Origin of the sequence: Streptomyces sp. GB4-14, from assembly GCF_022696125.1 — a bacterium.
GTDB classification, from domain to species: Bacteria; Actinomycetota; Actinomycetes; order Streptomycetales; family Streptomycetaceae; genus Streptomyces; species Streptomyces werraensis.
Genome location: NZ_RZHO01000002.1, coordinates 833898 through 851374, shown reverse-complemented (window position 1 = coordinate 851374; position 17477 = coordinate 833898). Strand labels below are relative to the sequence as shown.

The following is a 17477-nucleotide window of genomic DNA, read 5'->3' as shown; positions in this document are numbered from 1 at the left end:
CATTTCCGGGCCGCCCGCGCCCGAGATCGTCCCGGGCCGTGGCGGGGCTGTCGGTGCGGCGTGCTCTCATGGAGGAGTGATCGAGACCGACGCGAGCATCGACCAGTTCCTCACCCGGCACGCCCACGACGTGGAGGCCGCGGTCCGCGAGGCCGCCGCGCGGGAGATCGTGCCGCGCTGGCGCCGTCTCGCCGCCCACGAGGTGGACCGCAAGAGCGGACCGCACGACGTGGTGACCGACGCCGACCGCGAGGCCGAGCGGCGCCTCACGGCGGAGCTGCCCCGCCTGCTGCCCGGCTCCGTGGTGGTCGGCGAGGAAGGCGTGCACGCCGACCCGTCGTCGTACGAGGCGATACGCGGGGACGCGCCGGTGTGGATCGTCGACCCCGTCGACGGCACCCGTCAGTTCGTGCGCGGCGAGACCGGCTACTGCACGCTGGTCGCCCTCGCCCTGCACGGCGTGGTGCGGGCCTCCTGGACGTACGCCCCGGCCCTCGGCCTGCTGGCCACCGCCGTGCGCGGACAGGGCGCCCGCCTCGACGGCGAGCCGCTGCGCTCCGGCTCCCCGGAGCCCGGCCGGGACCTCCGCGTCGCCACCTCCCACCCCGACTTCACCACCGACGAGCAGAAGCGCGCCCTGCTCGGCCTGCGCACCGACGGCGTGGCCGCGCGCCCCTGCGGCTCGGCCGGGCTCGAGTACCTGGCGGTGGCCCGTGGCGAGCTGGATGCCACCGCGTTCAACTGGGAGCTGGCCTGGGACCACGCGGCCGGTCTGCTGCTGGTGGAGGAGGCGGGCGGCGCCCACCTCACCCGCGCGGGCAGGCCCTTCACGATCCGCGGCGGCAACACGCTGCCGTTCACCGCAGCGCGGGACGAGGCCACCGCGCGGCGGGTGGTGGAGCTGCTGTCCGCGGCCGTCTGACCGTGCGGAAGGCCGGACGGTGCGGTGCGGATGACCGGACGCCGTCCGGTCCCGCGTGCGGCCCGGCATATCCTGATCCTCTGTGGCCGTCGGCTGACGAAGGAGTCCGAAGGTGCCGTCGATGCTCGATGCGGTCGTGGTGGGGGCGGGGCCGAACGGGCTGACCGCCGCCGTGGAACTGGCCAGGCGCGGTTTCTCGGTGGCCCTCTTCGAGGCCAAGGGGACCGTCGGCGGAGGCGCCCGCACCGAGGAGCTGACCCTCCCCGGCTTCCGGCACGACCCCTGCTCGGCCGCCCACCCCCTCGCCGTCAGCTCGCCCGCCTTCCGCGGCCTGCCGCTGGAGCGGTACGGCCTTCAGTGGCTGCACCCCGAGCTGCCCATGGCCCATCCCTTCCCGGACGGCACGGCGGCCGTGCTGTCCCGCTCGGTCGGCGAGACGGCCGCCTCCTTCGGGCCGCGCGACGCCGGCGCCTACCGGCGGCTCGTGACGCCCTTCCTGCACCGCTGGGACACCCTGGTCCGCGACTTCATGTCGCTGCCGCTGACCGCGCTGCCCCGCGACCCGGTCACCCTCGCCCGGTTCGGTGTCGTCGGCCTGCCCCCGTCGACCTGGCTGGCCCGCCGTTTCCGCGACGAGCGCGCCCGCACCCTCTTCGCCGGGCTCGTCGCCCATGTGATGGCCCCGCTCAGCGGCTTCGCCACGTCGGCCATAGGCCTGGTCTTCGCCCTCGCCGCCCACACCCGCGGCTGGCCCGTCGCCCGCGGCGGCTCCCAGGCGATCTCCGACGCCCTCGCCGCCTACCTGCGGGAACTCGGCGGTGCCGTGCACACCGACTACGAGGTCAAGCGGCTCGACGACCTGCCCCCGGCGCGGGCGTACGTCTTCGACACCTCGCCCACCGCCCTGGCCCGCATCGCCGGCTTCGGCGACACCTACGCCCGCTACCGCTACGGCCCCGGCGTCTTCAAGATCGACTACGCGCTGGACGGGCCCGTCCCGTGGACCGCCCCCGAGGCGCGCAGGGCCGGGACCGTGCAGATCGGCGCGGACAGCGCGGAGATCGGCGCCGCCCTCCGGGCCGCCTCCCGCGAGAACCGCGCCCCCGACGCGCCGTTCCTCATCACCGTGCAGCCCTCCGTCGTCGACCCCACCCGCGCCCCCGACGGCAAGCACGTCTTCTGGGCCTACGGGCACGTCCCGCACGGCTGGGACGGCGACCTCACCGAAGCGATCGAACGCCAGCTGGAGCGGTTCGCGCCCGGCTTCCGCGACCGCGTCCTGGCCCGCGCCACCGCAGGGCCGCCCGAACTGGCCGCGCGCAACGCCAACTACATCGGCGGAGACATCGCCACCGGCGCGGTCTCCGGACTCCAGACGCTGCTGCGCCCCAAGCTGTCGCTGTTCCCGTACGCGACCCCCCACCCGGCCGTGTTCATCTGCTCGCAGGCCACCCCTCCCGGCCCCGGCGTGCACGGCATGCCCGGCCACAACGCAGCCAAGGCGGTATGGAGGAGGCTCCGCCAGACATGACCCCCAGGATCACCCTCGTCCAGGGCGACATCACCCGGCAGCGCGCCGACGCCCTCGTCAACGCGGCCAACTCGTCCCTGCTCGGCGGGGGCGGAGTCGACGGCGCGATCCACCGCCGGGGCGGCCCGGACATCCTCGCCGAGTGCCGCGCCCTGCGTGCCTCCCGCTACGGCAGGGGGCTCCCCACGGGACAGGCGGTCGCGACCACCGCGGGCCGGCTGGACGCGCGCTGGGTGATCCACACGGTGGGCCCGGTGCACAGCACGACGGAGGACCGCTCCGCGCTCCTCGCCTCCTGCTACCGCGAGTCCCTCCGCGTCGCCGACGAGCTGGGCGCCCGCACGGTCGCCTTCCCCGCGATCTCCACGGGCGTCTACCGCTGGCCCCTGGACGACGCGGCCCGCATCGCCCTGGAAACGGTCCGCACCACGGACACCGCGGTCGAGGAGATCACCTTCGTCCTCTTCGACGAACGGGCGTACCAGGCCTTCGCCGCCCGGACGGCCTGACCCGACGCGCCTGAGCCCGTCCCGCGGTTCCGGCGCGGCCCGGGCACGGGGCCTGGGCGCGCCTCACGGACGGAAGGTGCGGCGGTAGGCGTCGGGCGGGACGCCGACGCTGCGGTGGAAGTGGCGGCGCAGGGTGGTGGCGGTGCCCATGCCGGTGGCCGCGGCGATGGTGTCGACGGTGGCGTCGGTGGTCTCCAGCAGTTCCTGGGCGTGGCGAATGCGCTGGGTGTGCAGCCACCGCAGCGGCGTGGTGCCGGTGAGGTGCTTGAAGTGGCGGCCGAGGTGACGTGAGCTCATGCGGGCCTGACGGGCCAGGTCCTCCACGGTCAGCGGCTGGTCCAGCCGCTCCAGCGCCCAGGGGAAGAGCTCGCCCAGGGGGTGGTTGCCGGGCGCGGGGAGAGGCGTGGCGATGAACTGGGCCTGGCCGCCGTCCCGGTGGGGTGGTGTGACCAGGCGTCGGGCGATCTTGTTGGCGTTGGCCGAGCCGTGGTCGAGTCGGACCAGGTGCAGGCACAGGTCCATGGCTGCGGCTTTGCCCGCGGAGGTGAGGACGTCGCCGTTGTCGACGTAGAGGACGTCCGGATCGACGGTGGCCGCCGGGTGACGTCGGGCCAGTTCCCGGGTGTGGGCCCAGTGCGTGGTGGCGCGCCTGCCGTCGAGCAGTCCCGCCGCGCCCAGGATGAAAGCGCCCGTGCACAGCGACGCCACGCGGGCACCTGCCGCGTGGGCCGCGCGTACCGCCTCGACCAGCTCGGCGGGCGGGTCGCGGTCGGTGTCGGCCCAGCCGGGGACGATCACCGTGTCCACCTGCGCGAGGTGGTCGAGTCCCCGGTCGGGCTCCAGGCGGAAACGGTCCACGGACACCGGACCGCTCCCGCAGACGGAGAAGTCGTACCAGGGGTCCACGACGTGGGTCAGGTCGTCCCCGAAGACCTCCAGGGCCACGGACAGTTCGTAGTGGAGCATGCCGTCGGTGACGGCCAGCGCGACAGCGGGCATGTCCGGAACTGTACGCGGCATGTCGTTCCCGACGCTCGTGCGAGGTGCTGCCGGAGGAACAGGATGTGGGGGTCAGGCCGCGGCGGATCGACCTCGCGGCAGGCGTTCGAGGACACGGGAGAGCTTCATGGGGACAGGTCAGCCGGTGACGGTGTTCGGCGCCTACGGTCACACCGGGCGGTTCGTGGTCGCGGAGCTGGCAGCCCGCGGGTTCGTCCCGGTGCTGTCCGGGCGCAACGCACGGACCTTGGAGGAGATGGCCGACGCACACGGGCAGGAGGCCCGGGTGGCGTCGGCCGAGGACCCGGCTTCGCTGGATCGGGCCGTGGCGGGCACGGCGGCGGTCATCAACTGCGCCGGCCCGTTCGCCTCGACCACCGGCCCCGTCGTCGAAGCCGCGCTCCGCGCGAAGATCCCCTACCTGGACGTGGCCGCCGAGCTCGAGGCCAACCTCGACACCTTCGCCCACTACCGCGAGCGGGCCCGGGACGAGGCAGCGGTCATCGTCCCGGCCATGGCCTTCTTCGGCGGCCTCGGTGACCTGCTGACCACCGCGGCGATGGGCGACTGGACCGAGGCCGACGAGGCACACATCGCCTACGCCCTCAGCAACTGGCACCCCACCGCCGGCACCCGGCTCTCGGGCGCGGTCTCCCGCGAGCGGCGCGGAGCCCACCGCCTGCGCTACAGCGGCGGACAGTGGGAGCGCCGCACCGACGCCGCGCCCAGCACGGAGTGGGCCTTCCCGGAACCGATGGGACCCCGGCCGGTGATCGGGGAGTTCACGATGGCGGACGTCGTCACCGTCACCCAGCACCTCTCCATCCCCGAGGTGACCACCTACATGAGCGCCGAGGCGGCCCGAGACGTCGCCGCCCCTCACACGCCGGCCCCGACCGCCGCCGACGAGCGCGGACGCTCGGACCAGACCTTCCTCGTCGACGCCGTCGTCCGCTCCGGCGGAGCCGAACGCCGGGCCACGGCCGGCGGCCAGGACATCTACGCCGTCACCGCGCCTCTCGTCGCCGAGGCCCTCGAGCGCGTCCTGACCGGCCGCACCAGGACCGTCGGCGTCGTCTCCGCCGGCGAGATGTTCGACGCCCCCGACTTCCTGCGCGCGCTCTCCCCGCACGTCACACTCGACCTGCACCCGCGGAAGCAGAACGCCTGACCCGAGCCGACCGCCGTCCCGGACTGCCCCCAGCGGGCCTCACGCTCCCGGACCGCCGTCCGCACGGTCGCGAGGCGGTCGGGCACGCGGCCGTGGCGGACGGCCGGCGGCGCTCTGCCGTGGTCGGCGGTACGCCTCGGCGCGGCGGACGCGGGTCCCTGCGCGGCGGGCCGTACGCCCGCGTGGCGGCGGCAGCCCCCGCGTGGCGGGCCGTACGCCCCGTCTGGCGGCACGAATCTCCGCGTGGCGGGCTCTCCGGGTGGGGGCGGCATGGTCGCGAGGCCGGTCGCCGGTCCGGCCGCGGCGGACGGCCGGCGGCGCTCTGCCGTGGTCGGCGGTACGCCTCGGCGCGGCGGACGCGGGACCCTGCGCGGCGGGCCGTACGCCCGCGTGGCGGCACGAATCTCCGCGTGGCGGGCCCTTCGGGTGGGGGCGGCACGGTCGCGTGCGGGCGCGGCGTGGGGCTCCGTGTGGTCGCCGGTCCGGCTGCGGGGTGAGCGGTGGCCGGCCGTGTTCGGGTCGGCCACCTGGCGCCCGCCGCACGGAAGGGGGTCAGGCGCGTGGCGGGCGGCCGTCCGCCTCCGCCGCGTCCGCCACCGCCTCGGCTGCGGCCTGCGCCGCCTGGGCCGTGTCGTCGGCGGCCTTGGCCGCGGCCTCGTCGTCGGCGGCGGGCTTCGACCGGGTGGCCGGTGACGGCGGCAGCGACTCGCTGAACGCCTTCGACACGCCCTGCAGCGCCGTCGTGATCTCGCTCGGGATCACCCAGAAGTTGTTGCCCTGTCCCTGCGCGAGCTGGGGGAGCGCCTGCAGGTACTGGTAGGCGAGCAGCTTCGGGTCGGGGTCGTTGCGGTGGATCGCCTGGAACACCTCGTCGATGGCGCGCGACTGGCCCTCGGCCTCCAGGATCGCGGCGGTCCGGTTGCCCTCCGCACGCAGCACGGCCGCCTGCTTGTCGCCCTCCGCCGTGAGGATCTGCGACTGGCGCTGTCCCTCGGCGCCCAGGATCGCCGCCCGCTTGTCCCGCTCGGCCCGCATCTGCTTCTGCATGGCCTCCTTGATGGACTGCGGCGGGTCGATGGCCTTGATCTCCACGCGGTTGACCCGCAGCCCCCACTTGCCGGTCGCCTCGTCGAGCACGCCGCGCAGCTGGCTGTTGATGGTGTCCCGGGAGGTGAGGGTCTTCTCCAGGTCCATGGAGCCGACCACGTTGCGCAGCGTGGTGACGGTCAGCTGCTCCACCGCCTGGAGGAAGCTGGCGATCTCGTAGAAGGCCGCGCGCGGGTCGGTGACCTGGAAGTACAGCACGGTGTCGATCTCGACGACCAGGTTGTCCTCGGTGATGACCGGCTGCGGCTTGAAGGAGACGACCTGTTCGCGCAGGTCGATCTGCGGGTGCACCCGGTCGATGTACGGGATGACGAGGTTGAGGCCGGGCGTCAGCGTCTTGTGGTAGCGGCCCAGCCGCTCCACGTTGCGGGCGCGTGCCTGGGGGACGATGCGCACCGCCCGGATCACCGTGAAGATCGCGAACAGCGCCACCAGCAGCCCGGCGACGAGAGGGGCGGAGATGTCCATGGCTTCAGTCCCGTGGGTAGACGATCGCGGTGGCGCCACTGATCTCGATGACGTCGACGGTCGTGCCGGGCGAGATCACCAGCGTTTCGTCGTAACTGCGGGCCGTCCACTCCTCGCCGTCGATGCGGACCCTGCCGCCGGTTCCCGACACGGCGGTCAGCGCCTGCGCGGGCTTGCCCACCAGCGCGTCCACGCCGAAGCGCGCACCCGGGGGGCGCTGCAGGTGGCGCAGGGCGAGGGGACGTACGAACAGCAGCGTCACGGAGGCGAGGCCGGCGTACGCGACCAGTTGGACCCACAGCGGCAGGCCCACCGCCGCGACGCCCGCCGTGACCAGCGCGGCGGCGCTCAGCATGCCGAGGGCGGCGGTGAGGGTGAAGATCTCCGCCACGGCCAGGGCGGCCGCGACGATCAGCCAGATCAGCCAGGGGTCCATGTCGCGCCTCTTCTCACCCGGGGTGGAGGGCTTGGCCGGCGCCGGCCGGCACGCGAGGGGAGCCGACACCTTTGCCACCACATTACGCGGCTGCGGCACGGGTGCCGAGGTCCGTGCACCGAGCATTCCCCTCGTACATGTCCGGCACGCCTCGAATTGGGTGATGGCCCTTATGGCGCGCACCCACCCTGTCGGGCGAGGGTTCGAACGGCCCCCTTGATCCCTTTGACGCCGGTGCCCGCCGGGCGTGTATGTGCGCCTGTCCCGCCCTGCCCGGTGTGATCGTGATGCACAGCGTCGTCGGACGGGACCGGGACGCCGGTGACCGACGGACGGCCGAGGACGGTACGAGGAACTGATCGATGACCCTGCCCGAGCTGTACGTGACGCTGCTCGTCGCGGGCACGGTGCTGCTGGCCAGCATCGCCGCCGCCCGCACCGCGCACCGGGTGGGTCTGCCGAGTCTGCTGCTGTTCCTCGCGGTGGGGATCGTGGCCGGTGAGGACGGTCTCGGTCTGGCCTTCGACGACGTCCAGCTCGCGCAGGCGCTCGGCACCGCGGCCCTGGCCGTGATCCTCGTGGAGGGTGGTCTGACCACTCGGTGGAGTGACGTCCGCAGACTGGTGGCGCCCGCCGGCGTGCTGGCCACCGCGGGCGTGTTCCTGTCCGTGCTGGTCACCGCCTCGGGCGCGCACTTCCTGCTCGGTCTGGACTGCAGCGTGGCGCTGCTGCTCGGCGCGATCGTCTCCTCGACGGACTCGGCCGCCGTCTTCTCCGTGCTGCGGGCGCTGCCCCTGCCCCGGAAGCTGACCGGACTGGTCGAGGCGGAGTCCGGCTTCAACGACGCGCCCACCATCATCCTCGTCCTGGTCTTCTCCACCACCACCTCCGACGTCCCGGCGATCGGCCCCCTCTTCGGCAACCTGCTGTTCCAGCTGGCGGTCGGCGGCACGCTCGGCGTGCTGATCGGACTCCTGGGCGCCGTCGCCCTGCGCCACATCGCCCTGCCCGCCACGGGCCTCTACCCGCTGGCCACGGTCGGCTTCGGCATCACCGCCTTCGCCGCCGCCGGCGCGGTCGGCGCGAGCGGCATCATCGCCGCCTACCTGTCCGGTCTTGTCCTCGGCAACTCCCAGCTTCCGCACCGGGCCGCCACCCGGTCCTTCGCGGAGGGCGCCGGCTGGCTGGCGCAGATCGGCCTGTTCGTCATGCTCGGCCTCCTCGTCGACCCGAGCGAGCTGTCCGAGGCGATCCTGCCCGCCCTCGTCGTCGGCCTGGTGCTGCTGCTCGTGGCCCGCCCCGTGTCCGTGCTGCTGTGCCTGGTCCCGTTCCGGATCCCGCTGCGGCAGCAGGCGTTCATCTCGTGGGCGGGCCTGCGCGGCGCGGTTCCCATCGTGCTCACCACCTTCCCGGTGGTGGAGGACGTGCCGCACGCCCGCGAGGTCCTCAACATCGTGTTCGTGCTGGTGGCCCTGTTCACCCTGCTCCAGGGCCCCACCCTGCCCGCCGTCGCCCGCCGTCTCGGTCTGGTGCGCACGGACGCGCTGCGCGAGATCCAGGTGGAGACCGCGCCCCTCGACGTCCTGGACGCCGATCTGCTCACCGTGACCATCCCGGAGGGCTCCCAGCTGCACGGCGTGGCGGTCTTCGAACTGCGGCTGCCGCCCCCGACCGTCGTCACCCTGATCATCCGCGAGGGCGCCACGCTGGTGCCGGACCGCGACACCGTGCTGCGCGCCGGGGACGCACTGCTGCTCATCGCCACCCCGGGAACCCGCGAGGACGCCGAACGCCGGCTGCGGGCCATCGGCCGGCGCGGCAAGCTCGCCCGCTGGCTCGGCGAACACGGCACACCGGAACCGGAAGGCACGGTCACGAGCGGCTGACGGTCCGCCACACCGGAGCCCGTGCAGGGGACTCCGCCCGGAACCACCACGACCGCACAGAGTCCGACGGCATCATTGCTTCGTTTGTGTGCGAGTCCTAGGGTGTGGCGGGCTCAGTAGTCGCACCGTCACCACCCGTCGTGGTTCTCCTCCGCGTGACGTCGCCGCCGTGGCGCCGCGCCGCCGGGGAATCCGGCGTGCCCTCAGTCCGCGCAGTGCCCTGTCGCACCGAGGAAGGCCACGGTCATGCCGCACCCGCACGCGTCTCCCGCCGCAGTCTCCGCCCGCCCCGTCCGTCCGGTCGTCAGCCGCCGCCGTCTCCTGGAGTCCGGCGCCGCCGTGCTCGGCGCCCTCGCGCTCGCTGCCCCCTCCGGCGCGGCGCACGCGGCCGGCCCGCGCCCGCAGGCCGACGACGGCCCGCCGGAGTGGAACGACTTCGGCGTCTTCCGCCTCGGCACCGAACCCCCGCACACCACGCTCATGCCGTACGCCGACGTGCCGCAGGCGCTCGCCGCCGACCGCACCCGCTCCCCGTACCGGCTGGACCTCGACGGCGCCTGGAAGTTCGCCTACGCGGACCGGCCGGAGGACCGCGACCCCGACTTCCACCGCACCGACACCGACGACCGCGACTGGGACACGATCCCCGTCCCGTCGGTGTGGCAGCTGCACGGTCACGACTTCCCGATCTACCTGAACATCACCTACCCCTACTGGGGCCCCAACGGCCGCGGCGAGGAGCCCCAGCCGCCCGCCGCGCCCACCCGCTACAACCCCGTGGGCCAGTACCGCCGCACCTTCACCGTCCCGCGCGACTGGCGCGGCCGCCGCGTCTTCCTGCACTTCGAGGGCGTCAAGTCCGCCCACTACGTGTGGATCAACGGCGCACTCGTCGGCTACGACGAGGACTCCTACACGCCCTCCGAGTACGACGTCACCGACCACCTCCGTGCCGGGACCAACCAGATCGCGGTCGAGGTGTACCGCTACTCCGACGGCGACTGGCTGGAGGACCAGGACATGATCCGGCTGAGCGGCATCTTCCGCTCGGTCCACCTCTACTCCACCCCACCCGTGCACCTGCGCGACTTCAAGCTGGAGACGCCGCTGAACGACACGTACACCGCCGCCGAGCTGGACGTCACCGCGCATGTGCGGGCGTACGGCGAGGGCGCGGGCGGCGGCCGGTACACGGTGGAGACCCAGCTGTACGACGCGCGCGGCCACGCCGTGTGGCCGCGGCCGCTGCGGCAGAGCGCCGACCTCGACTCCGTGGAGGCGGGCCGGGACGTCACCGTACGGGCGTCCCGGGCCGTGCCCGAACCGCGGCTGTGGTCGGCGGAGGACCCGTACCTCTACACGGCGGTCCTCCGGCTGCGCGACCCGTCCGGGACGCTCGTCGAGACCCTCTCCCACCGGGTGGGCATCCGCGAGTTCGCGCTCAAGGACGGGCTGATGCGGATCAACGGCCGCCCGGTGTCCTTCCGCGGCACCAACCGCCACGAGATGCACCCGGCCCGCGGCACCGCCCTGACCCGCGAGGACATGATCCGCGACATCACCCTCGTCAAGCGGCTCAACATGAACTCGGTCCGCACCTCGCACTACCCGGACAACCCGCTCTGGTACGAACTCGCCGACGCGTACGGCCTCTACCTCGTCGACGAGACCAACCTCGAGACCCACGGCATCCGCGACCGCTACCCGGGCGACCACCCCGACTGGACCGCCGCCTGCGTCGCCCGCGCGCAGAACATGGTCCACCGCGACAAGAACCACCCCTCGGTGGTCATCTGGTCGCTCGGCAACGAGGCCGGCGGCGGCTCCACCTTCACCGCCATGCACGACTGGATCCGCTCCTACGACACCACCCGTGTCATCCAGTACGAGGGCGACGACCGGCCCGGCATCAGCGACATCCGCTCCCGCATGTACGAGAGCCCCGCCCGTGTCGAGCAGCGCGCCCTCGACACCGCCGACACCCGGCCGTACGTGATGATCGAGTACTCCCACGCGATGGGGAACTCCAACGGCAACTTCAAGAAGTACTGGGACGTCGTGCGCCGCCATGACGTCCTTCAGGGCGGCTGGATCTGGGACTTCGCCGACCAGTCCCTCCACACGCCGGTCCCCGAGCGTGTTCTGCTCACCGAGTCGGGGCCGTCGGCGCTGCGAGGCGAGATCCTCGCCACCCGCGGCCGCCTCGACCGGGACAAGGGCCTGTCGGGCATCACCGTCTTCGAACGGCACGACAGCCTCGACCTCACCGGCTCCCTCACCCTGGAGGCGTGGTTCACCCCGGGTGTCCCCGGCTACCACCAGCCGATCGTCGCCAAGGGCGACACCCAGTACGCGCTCAAGCAGACCGACCGCAGGGTGGAGTTCTTCATCCACTCGGACGGCCAGTGGATCGCCGTCAACTGGACGGTGCCGGACGACTGGAGCGGAAGGGAGCACCATGTGGCGGGCGTCTTCGACGCCGACGCCGGCACCCTCGCCCTGTACGTCGACGGCGCGGTCCGCGCCACCCGCACCACCGACCGCCGGCCCACCAGCAACACCGCCCCGCTGTCCCTCGCCTCCGACGCCGACAACCAGACCCGGGAGTTCGACGGCACGATCCGCCGCGCCTGTGTTCACGCCCGCGCCCTCACGCCCGCCGAACTGGGCTCCGACGACCGGGGGCCCGACGACGACGGCGTACGCTTCTGGTTCGACGCCGCCACCGTGAGGACGGAGCGGAAGCGCCCCGAGGCCAAGACCTTCCTCGCGTACGGCGGGGACTGGGGCGACAATCCCAACGACGGCGCGTTCGTCGCCGACGGGATCGTCACCGCCGACCGCCGGCCCGGCGGCAAGGCGGCCGAGATCAAACGCGTCCACCAGGCCGTCGGCGCCGTCCGCGCTCCTGGTGGCGGACCGGGCGCGGTCACCCTCACCAACGAGTACCTGTTCACCAACCTCCGTGCTTTCGACGGTCGTTGGGAACTCGTCGCGGACGGCGAGGTGATCGGCGGCGGACGCCTCGCCCGGGACCAGCTCGACGTGGCGCCGCTGTCCGGGAAGCGCGTCGAACTGCCGGTGCGCCTGCCCCGGAACCCGGCCCCGGGCACAGAGTTCTTCCTCCAGCTGTCCTTCACCACGCGGGAGCGCACACCGTGGGCGGAGGCCGGCTTCGAGGTGGCCCGGCATCAGCTCGCGCTCGACGCCGACACCCCGGCGGTCGTGCCCGTGCCCCTGTCCCGCGTGCCCGCGCTGCGGCACGAGACCCGCGGCCAGGACATCCGCGTCACGGGCAAGGGCTTCTCGGTCACCGTCGACCGCCGCACCGGCCTCCTCACCGACTACGAGGCCGACGGCACGCGCCTGCTCACCTCGGGACCGGCGCCCAACTTCTGGCGGGCACCCACCGACAACGACCGCGGCAACGGCCAGCACCTGCGCAACCGGACCTGGCGCGACGCGGGCGCCCGCCGCACGGTCACCGACGTCACCGTACGGCCGCTCGGCGACCGGGCCGTCGAGGTCCGCGTCACCGGCACCCTCCCCACCACGGTCGAGTCCACGTACTCCACGACGTACACCGTCTTCGGCAACGGCGAGATCAAGGTGGACCACACCCTCCACCCGGGCGCCGCGAACCTGCCGTACCTCCCCGAGGTCGGTTCCCTGCTGTTCCTGCCCCGCCGCCTGGACCGGCTGCACTGGTACGGGCGCGGCCCCGAGGAGAACCACTGGGACCGCAACTCCGGTACGGACGTGGGTCGTTGGTCCTCGACCGTGGCCGAGCAGTGGACGCCGTACATCCGCCCCCAGGAGAACGGCAACAAGACCGACGTGCGCTGGGCCGCGCTCACCGGCCGGGACGGACGCGGACTGCTGGTGACGGGCGAACCCCTCGTCGAGATCAACGCCTCGCACTTCACCCCGGAGGACCTGTCCGCCGGCGTCCGGCACGACTACCAGCTCACCCCGCGCGACGCGGTCGTCCTGCGGGTCAACCACCGGCAGATGGGCGTGGGCGGAGACGACAGCTGGGGCGCGCACACCCACGACGAGTTCAAGCTCTTCGCGGACCGCGACTACGCCTACACCTACCGGTTGCGCCCGCTCACCGCCGTGGACCGGGCCTTCGCCCTCTCCCGCCGGCCCACCGCCGCCGAATAGCGCGGCACACTCGGGGGAGCCCGGGGTAACCGGGCTCCCATGGGTGACATCCTGGTCGGGGCGTGCTCCTGGACGGACCGCCAACTCGTGGCGAGCGGCTGGTATCCGCGCGGACGGCGCGACGCGGAAGGGCGGCTGCGGCACTACGCGGAGCGGCTGCCGGTCGTCGAAGTGGACTCCGGCTACTACGCGTTGCCGCGCCGCCGCAACAGCGAACTGTGGGTGGAACGCACGCCGGACGGCTTCCGCTTCGACGTCAAGGCGTTCTCCCTGCTCACGGGCCACCCCACCCGCCCCGAGGCGCTCCCGGCCGACCTGCGTGACCGGGTGCCCGCGCGCGGCCTGGCCGACCCGGCTCTGCTGGACGAGGTGTGGGGCCGTTTCGCGGAGGCGGTCGACCCCCTGCGCACGGCCGGGCGGCTCGGGACCGTGCTGTTCCAGTTCCCGCCGTGGTTCACTCCCGGCACCCCGGCCGAACGCTTCCTGGAGGACTGCGCGGAGCGCGCCAAGGGCTGGCCGCTCGCCGTGGAGTTCCGCCACCCCGCCTGGTGGCACGCCGAACGCGCCGACGAGACACGCGAGTTGCTGACCTCCCTGGAGGTGACGGCGGTCGGCACCGACATGGCGCAGGGCCTCACGGCCTCCCTGCCGCCCCTGGTCCCCGTCACCCGGCCCGCCCTGGCCGTCGTACGGTTCCACGGCCGCAGCACGGCGTGGGGGAGGGGCAGCAAGGAGGACCGCTTCCGCCACGACTACGACGTCACCGAGCTCGCCGCGTGGGCGCCGCGCCTGCGCCGCGCGGCACAGCAGGCGGACGAGCTGCACGTCCTGTTCAACAACTGCTGCGGCGACGCGGCGGTACGGGCGGCGGAGACGATGCGCGGCCTGCTGGCCCGGCCGCCGAGGCGGTGATCCGCAGAACCGCAGCACTCAGGACGTGGATGTCGGATTCCCGCCAGACTCCGCCCGTCCCGGTGGCGGATCCTTGAGGCATGCACCGAGGGATGCACACCGACACCGAGCGCTGCGTGCGCGCCGTGCAGTCGAAGGACGCGCGGTTCGACGGCTGGTTCTACACCGCCGTCCTCACCACCGGCATCTACTGCCGGCCCAGCTGCCCCGCCGTCCCGCCCAAGCCACGGCACATGGTGTTCCACCCGAGCGCGGCCGCCTGCCAGCAGGCCGGGTTCCGGGCGTGCAAGCGCTGCCGCCCCGACGCCAGTCCCGGCTCCCCGGAGTGGAACGTGCGCGCCGACCTAGTCGCCCGCGCCATGCGGCTGATCGCCGACGGCGTCGTGGACCGCGAGGGCGTCACCGGACTCGCCGCCCGCCTCGGCTACAGCACCCGGCAGATCGAACGCCAGCTGCTCGCCGAGCTGGGCGCGGGCCCCCTCGCCCTGGCCCGCGCGCAGCGCGCCCGGACTGCGCGGCTGCTCGTCGAGACGACCGACCTGCCGATGGCGGACGTCGCCTTCGCGGCCGGCTTCTCCTCCGTGCGCGCCTTCAACGACACCGTGCGCGAGGTGTTCGCGCTCTCCCCGAGCGAGCTGCGCACCCGGGCGCCGGAACACGCCGCCGCCGGCGCACCCGGCGTGATCGCGCTGCGCCTGCCGTTCCGCGCCCCGCTCCACCCCGACAACCTCTTCGGCCACCTCGCCGCCACCGCCGTACCCGGCGTGGAGGAATGGCGGGAGGGCTCCTACCGCCGCACCCTGCGCCTCCCGTACGGCCGGGGCATCGTGGCCCTGTCCCCGCGCCCCGACCACATCGCCTGCCGCCTCGCCCTGAGCGACCACCGGGACCTGACCGTCGCCATCAGCCGCTGCCGCCGCCTGCTCGACCTGGACGCCGACCCGGTCGCCGTCGACGAGCGGCTGCGCGCCGATCCCGCGCTCGCGCCCCTGGTCGACAAGGCGCCCGGCCGCCGGGTGCCGCGTACGGCCGACGAGGCGGAGTTCGCCGTCCGCGCGGTCCTCGGACAGCAGGTGTCCACGGCCGCCGCCCGCACCCACGCGGCCCGCCTGGTCATCGCGCACGGCACCCCCGTGGACGACCCCGAGGGCGGTCTCACCCACCTCTTCCCGGCACCGGAGGAACTGGCCGCGCTCGACCCGGACGCCCTCGCCATGCCCCGGACGCGCCGCACCACCCTGACCACGCTGGTCCGCCGGCTCGCGGACGGCGACCTCCGCCTGGGCGCCGACAGCGACTGGCCGAAGACGCGCGCGGCGCTCCTCGCCCTCCCCGGCTTCGGCCCCTGGACCGCCGACGTCATCGCCATGCGCGCCCTCGGCGACCCCGACGCCTTCCTCCCCACCGACCTCGGTGTCCGCCGCGCCGCCCGCGCCCTGGGCCTCCCGTCCACCCCGGCCGCCCTCACCACCTGGGCCGCGGCCTGGCGCCCCTGGCGCGCGTACGCGGTCCAGTACCTCTGGGCGACCGACAGCCACCCGATCAACGTCCTGCCGACCTGACCGGCAACGGAGGACCGATGCGACAGCACACCGTGACCGACAGCCCTTACGGCCCCCTGACCCTCGTAGCCGACGACGGTGTCCTCTGCGGCCTCTACATGACCGATCAGCGCCACCGTCCGCCGGAGGACACCTTCGGCGTCCCCGACGACGGTCCCTTCACGGAGACGAGGGAACAGCTGGCCGCCTACTTCGCGGGCGACCTGAAGGAGTTCACCGTCCCCCTGCGCCTGCACGGCACCCCGTTCCAGCTCCGGGTGTGGGAAGAGCTCCGGCGCATCCCCTACGGCGAGACCCGCACCTACGGACAGCTCGCCGACCTCCTCGGCAGCCCCAAGGCGTCCCGTGCCGTCGGCCTGGCCAACGGCCGCAACCCGGTCGGCATCATCGTCCCCTGCCACCGCGTCATCGGCTCCACGGGCAGCCTCACCGGCTACGGCGGCGGCCTGCCCCGCAAACAGCGCCTGCTGGACTTCGAGCGCGGACCGGCCCTGTTCTAGACGGGGGTTCTAGGCGGCGATCCGCCGCAGCAACGCCGGCAGCGCCGTGCCGATCGGTTCGCGGACGACCTCGTCCGCCAGGTCGTCGTACGGCGTCGGTTCCGCGTTGACGACGATCAGGCGGGCGCCGTGGTCGGCGGCGACCTGGGCGAGGCCCGCCGCGGGGTGGACCTGGAGGCTGGTGCCGGCGGCGATGAAGAGGGTGCAGGCCTTCGTGATCGCCACCGCCTCGCCGAGCACCATGGGATCCAGCGCCTCGCCGAACATGACCGTCGCCGGCTTGAGGATGCCGCCGCAGTCGGCGCAGGGCGGGTCGTCCTCGCCGGCCGTCAGGCGGGCCAGGGCGTCCTCCATCGGGGTCCGCGCGTGGCACTTCGTGCAGACGACCGTGCGCGCCGTGCCGTGCAGTTCCAGCACCTTGCGGTCCGGCATGCCGCCGAGCTGGTGCAGACCGTCCACGTTCTGCGTGATCACCCGCACCGCCGTCCCGGACCGCTCCAGCTCGGCCACCGCACGGTGCGCGGCGTTCGGCTCGGGCAGCGCGGCGAAGTTCTCCTGCCGCATCCGCCACGACCGGCGGCGGATCTCCGGATCGGCCATGTAGTACGCGTACGTCACGAGTTTCTCGGCGTCCGGGTCGCGGCGCCACAGACCGGCCGGCCCGCGGTAGTCGGGGATTCCGGAGTCCGTGCTGACGCCGGCGCCGGTCAGGAGGGCGACGAGAGGCTTGCTCATGCGGCGAGGGTAGGGCGGCCGGGCCAGGCCCGGCGAGCGGATATCGCGCCGGGCCGCTGCGGCACTGTCAGTGCACCCGGTGGCCGTCCTCCAGCTCCGCCGTGCCCGAGCCGTCCGCCAGCACGTCCAGCGCGGCGAGCACGCGGCGGCCCAGGGAGCCGGGCAGGTGCGCGGTGATCTCCTCGCGCTCCACCAGCCGCCACGACAGCAGCTCCTCCTCCTGGAGCCGGATCGCCCTCAGCTCGTCCTCCCCGAGCACCCCGCCGTCGTAGAGGTACGCCACCAGCGGCGGCACGCCCGGCGTCCGCACCCAGTCCACCGCGAGGAGCCGGCCCAGCGGCCGGTCCAGGCCGATCTCCTCGGCCGTCTCCCGCCGAGCACCCTCACGCGGGCTCTCCCCCTCGTCCGACTCGATCGTGCCGCCGGGCAGGGCCCACCCCTCCCGGTAGTTCGGTTCGACGAGCAGCACCCGCCCCCGCGCGTCCCTGAAGAGGGCGGCGGCGCCGGCGAGGACACGGGGGAGGGAGGCGATGTAGCTGGCGAAGTCCTGGGTGTCCTGCGTGGTGGTCATG

Annotated in this window: 14 protein-coding genes; 9 read left to right on the top strand and 5 right to left on the bottom strand. The window is 73.7% G+C overall.

Going from position 1 to position 17477, the window contains the following annotated elements; all coding sequences use genetic code 11:
- The first annotated feature begins 76 nt into the window (after positions 1 to 76).
- The 3 genes from ELQ39_RS05130 (at position 77) to ELQ39_RS05120 (ending at position 2962) form a co-directional block, all read left to right on the top strand.
- Entirely contained in the window at positions 77 to 922 is an 846-nt protein-coding gene (locus ELQ39_RS05130; RefSeq protein WP_225641647.1) for an inositol monophosphatase family protein, read from the top strand.
- Positions 923 to 1043: 121 nt separating this feature from the next.
- Positions 1044 to 2453 carry a phytoene desaturase family protein gene (locus tag ELQ39_RS05125; RefSeq protein ID WP_225627321.1) on the top strand — a complete coding sequence of 470 codons (1410 nt, stop codon included), beginning with the start codon at positions 1044 to 1046 and terminating at the stop codon, positions 2451 to 2453.
- The gene (locus ELQ39_RS05120) at positions 2450 to 2962 is read left to right on the top strand and encodes an O-acetyl-ADP-ribose deacetylase (protein WP_242591151.1); all 513 of its coding nucleotides are present in this window, start codon (positions 2450 to 2452) and stop codon (positions 2960 to 2962) included. Before ELQ39_RS05125 ends, ELQ39_RS05120 begins: the two co-directional genes overlap by 4 nt.
- 63 nt (positions 2963 to 3025) lie before the next feature.
- Here ELQ39_RS05120 and ELQ39_RS05115 read toward each other — a convergent pair whose 3' ends face one another.
- The gene (locus ELQ39_RS05115; protein ID WP_242591150.1) at positions 3026 to 3961 is read right to left on the bottom strand and encodes a helix-turn-helix domain-containing protein; all 936 of its coding nucleotides are present in this window, start codon (positions 3959 to 3961) and stop codon (positions 3026 to 3028) included.
- Positions 3962 to 4088: 127 nt separating this feature from the next.
- On the opposite strand from ELQ39_RS05115, the gene ELQ39_RS05110 reads away from it, so the two are divergent.
- Complete coding sequence (locus ELQ39_RS05110) at positions 4089 to 5132, top strand: saccharopine dehydrogenase family protein (RefSeq protein ID WP_242591149.1); 1044 nt, start codon at positions 4089 to 4091, stop codon at positions 5130 to 5132.
- Positions 5133 to 5684: 552 nt separating this feature from the next.
- Here ELQ39_RS05110 and ELQ39_RS05105 read toward each other — a convergent pair.
- Both ELQ39_RS05105 and ELQ39_RS05100 read right to left on the bottom strand, forming a co-directional pair.
- Positions 5685 to 6707, bottom strand: a complete 1023-nt coding sequence (locus ELQ39_RS05105) for an SPFH domain-containing protein (RefSeq protein WP_242591148.1) — start codon at positions 6705 to 6707, stop codon at positions 5685 to 5687.
- Positions 6708 to 6711: 4 nt separating this feature from the next.
- A complete protein-coding gene (locus tag ELQ39_RS05100) occupies positions 6712 to 7143 on the bottom strand; it encodes an NfeD family protein (protein ID WP_225627318.1) in 432 nt (143 codons plus the stop codon).
- A 362-nt stretch (positions 7144 to 7505) separates the two neighbouring features.
- Between ELQ39_RS05100 and ELQ39_RS05095 the strand changes: the two genes are divergently transcribed.
- The 5 genes from ELQ39_RS05095 (at position 7506) to ELQ39_RS05075 (ending at position 16170) form a co-directional block, all read left to right on the top strand.
- The gene (locus ELQ39_RS05095; protein WP_242591147.1) at positions 7506 to 9029 is read left to right on the top strand and encodes a potassium/proton antiporter; all 1524 of its coding nucleotides are present in this window, start codon (positions 7506 to 7508) and stop codon (positions 9027 to 9029) included.
- Positions 9030 to 9275: 246 nt separating this feature from the next.
- Positions 9276 to 13196 carry a glycoside hydrolase family 2 TIM barrel-domain containing protein gene (locus ELQ39_RS05090; RefSeq protein ID WP_242591146.1) on the top strand — a complete coding sequence of 1307 codons (3921 nt, stop codon included), beginning with the start codon at positions 9276 to 9278 and terminating at the stop codon, positions 13194 to 13196.
- 39 nt (positions 13197 to 13235) lie between these two features.
- Positions 13236 to 14108 (top strand): DUF72 domain-containing protein, encoded by an 873-nt coding sequence (locus ELQ39_RS05085; RefSeq protein ID WP_242591145.1) that lies wholly within the window; start codon positions 13236 to 13238, stop codon positions 14106 to 14108.
- Between the two features lie 92 nt (positions 14109 to 14200).
- Entirely contained in the window at positions 14201 to 15670 is a 1470-nt protein-coding gene (locus tag ELQ39_RS05080; RefSeq protein ID WP_242595545.1) for an AlkA N-terminal domain-containing protein, read from the top strand.
- Positions 15671 to 15687: 17 nt separating this feature from the next.
- Positions 15688 to 16170, top strand: coding sequence for a methylated-DNA--[protein]-cysteine S-methyltransferase (locus ELQ39_RS05075; protein WP_242591144.1), 483 nt, complete (start codon positions 15688 to 15690; stop codon positions 16168 to 16170).
- Between the two features lie 9 nt (positions 16171 to 16179).
- Here ELQ39_RS05075 and ELQ39_RS05070 read toward each other — a convergent pair whose 3' ends face one another.
- Both ELQ39_RS05070 and ELQ39_RS05065 read right to left on the bottom strand, forming a co-directional pair.
- Complete coding sequence (locus ELQ39_RS05070) at positions 16180 to 16905, bottom strand: SIR2 family NAD-dependent protein deacylase (RefSeq protein ID WP_225627314.1); 726 nt, start codon at positions 16903 to 16905, stop codon at positions 16180 to 16182.
- A 67-nt stretch (positions 16906 to 16972) separates the two neighbouring features.
- A complete protein-coding gene (locus ELQ39_RS05065; RefSeq protein ID WP_190001509.1) occupies positions 16973 to 17476 on the bottom strand; it encodes an NUDIX domain-containing protein in 504 nt (167 codons plus the stop codon).
- Position 17477: the final 1 nt, after the last annotated feature.